This is a genomic window from Microbulbifer maximicatervae (SeqCode), from assembly GCF_052467325.1.
Genome location: NZ_CP174310.1, coordinates 3,572,501 through 3,575,000, shown reverse-complemented (window position 1 = coordinate 3,575,000; position 2,500 = coordinate 3,572,501). Strand labels below are relative to the sequence as shown.

The 2,500-nt window shown below is 52.2% G+C and carries 1 rRNA gene (only partly in view); it reads left to right on the top strand.

Annotated features, from left to right (window positions below):
• Positions 1-2,326: ribosomal RNA gene (locus ACJJIE_RS15905) — 23S ribosomal RNA — on the top strand (it extends 556 nt beyond the left edge of the window).
• Positions 2,327-2,500 lie beyond the last annotated feature (174 nt).

Below are 2,500 nucleotides of genomic sequence, written 5' to 3'. Positions count from 1 at the left end.
TAATGGGTCAGCGACTTATTGTCTGTAGCAAGGTTAACCGCTTAGGGGAGCCGTAGAGAAATCGAGTCTTAATAGGGCGTTTAGTTGCAGGCAATAGACCCGAAACCCGGCGATCTATCCATGGGCAGGTTGAAGGTTGAGTAACATCAACTGGAGGACCGAACCCACTAATGTTGAAAAATTAGGGGATGACCTGTGGATCGGAGTGAAAGGCTAATCAAGCCGGGAGATAGCTGGTTCTCCTCGAAAGCTATTTAGGTAGCGCCTCGCGTCTCACCCTCGGGGGTAGAGCACTGTTTGGGCTAGGGGGTCATCCCGACTTACCAACCCCATGCAAACTCCGAATACCGAGGAGTGCAATCGCGGGAGACACACGGCGGGTGCTAACGTCCGTCGTGGAAAGGGAAACAACCCAGACCGCCAGCTAAGGTCCCAAATATCAGTTAAGTGGGAAACGATGTGGGAAGGCCCAGACAGCTAGGAGGTTGGCTTAGAAGCAGCCATCCTTTAAAGAAAGCGTAATAGCTCACTAGTCGAGTCGGCCTGCGCGGAAGATATACCGGGGCTCAAACTGATAACCGAAGCTGCGGATGCTCTTAGGAGCATGGTAGAGGAGCGTTGTGTAAGCCGTTGAAGGTGGATCGGGAGGTCTGCTGGAGGTATCACAAGTGCGAATGCTGACATGAGTAACGATAAGGGAGGTGAAAAACCTCCCCGCCGGAAGACCAAGGGTTCCTGTCCAACGCTAATCGGGACAGGGTTAGTCGACCCCTAAGGCGAGGGCGAAAGCCGTAGTCGATGGGAAACAGGTTAATATTCCTGTACTCGCTATTACTGCGACGGAGTGACGGAGAAGGCTAGGCCAGCATGGCGATTGGTTGTCCATGTTTAAGGTTGTAGGCTGGGGACTTAGGCAAATCCGGGTCCCTAAGGCTGAGAACTGATGACGAAGCCCACTTAGTGGGTGAAGTGGTTGATGCCCTGCTTCCAGGAAAAACTTCTAAGCTTCAGGTAATAGTGAATCGTACTCTAAACCGACACAGGTGGTCAGGTAGAGAATACCAAGGCGCTTGAGAGAACTCTGGTGAAGGAACTAGGCAAAATGGTACCGTAACTTCGGGAGAAGGTACGCCGGTTTTGGTGATGGGACTTGCTCCCTAAGCTGAGGCCGGTCGAAGTGACCAGGTGGCTGCGACTGTTTATTAAAAACATAGCACTCTGCAAACTCGTAAGAGGACGTATAGGGTGTGACGCCTGCCCGGTGCCGGAAGGTTAATTGATGGGGTTAGCTTCGGCGAAGCTCTTGATCGAAGCCCCGGTAAACGGCGGCCGTAACTATAACGGTCCTAAGGTAGCGAAATTCCTTGTCGGGTAAGTTCCGACCTGCACGAATGGCGTAACGATGGCCACGCTGTCTCCACCAGAGACTCAGTGAAATTGAAATCGCTGTTAAGATGCAGTGTACCCGCGGCTAGACGGAAAGACCCCGTGAACCTTTACTACAGCTTTGCACTGAACTTTGAGCCTATTTGTGTAGGATAGGTGGGAGGCTTTGAAGCAATGACGCTAGTTGTTGTGGAGCCGTCCTTGAAATACCACCCTGGTATGTTTGAGGTTCTAACTCTGGTCCGTTATCCGGATCGAGGACAGTGTATGGTGGGTAGTTTGACTGGGGCGGTCTCCTCCCAAAGAGTAACGGAGGAGTACGAAGGTGCACTCAGCATGGTCGGAAATCATGCAATGAGCATAATGGTATAAGTGCGCTTGACTGCGAGACAGACATGTCGAGCAGGTACGAAAGTAGGTCATAGTGATCCGGTGGTTCTGTATGGAAGGGCCATCGCTCAACGGATAAAAGGTACTCCGGGGATAACAGGCTGATACCGCCCAAGAGTTCACATCGACGGCGGTGTTTGGCACCTCGATGTCGGCTCATCACATCCTGGGGCTGAAGCCGGTCCCAAGGGTATGGCTGTTCGCCATTTAAAGTGGTACGCGAGCTGGGTTTAGAACGTCGTGAGACAGTTCGGTCCCTATCTGCCGTGGGCGTTGGAGATTTGAGAAGAGTTGCTCCTAGTACGAGAGGACCGGAGTGAACGAACCTCTGGTGTTCCGGTTGTCACGCCAGTGGCATTGCCGGGTAGCTATGTTCGGACGGGATAACCGCTGAAAGCATCTAAGCGGGAAGCCTCCTTCAAGATAAGATCTCCCTGAGGCCTTGAGCCTCCTGAAGGGCCGTGGAAGACTACCACGTTGATAGGCTGGGTGTGGAAGCGTTGTGAGGCGTTGAGCTAACCAGTACTAATTGCCCGTGCGGCTTGACCATACAACAGAGATGGTTACTAACGACTAGCTAAGCTAGCGGATTGTGAGTTAGAGACATACGATCGCTTGCGGTGTATTACTACAGATTGTTTTACCGACTTATTTGGGGTTATCGCCGGTCAATAATATGACCGAGGCAAACAGCGATAACGCGGCAGGCCAAGCACTTTGCTTA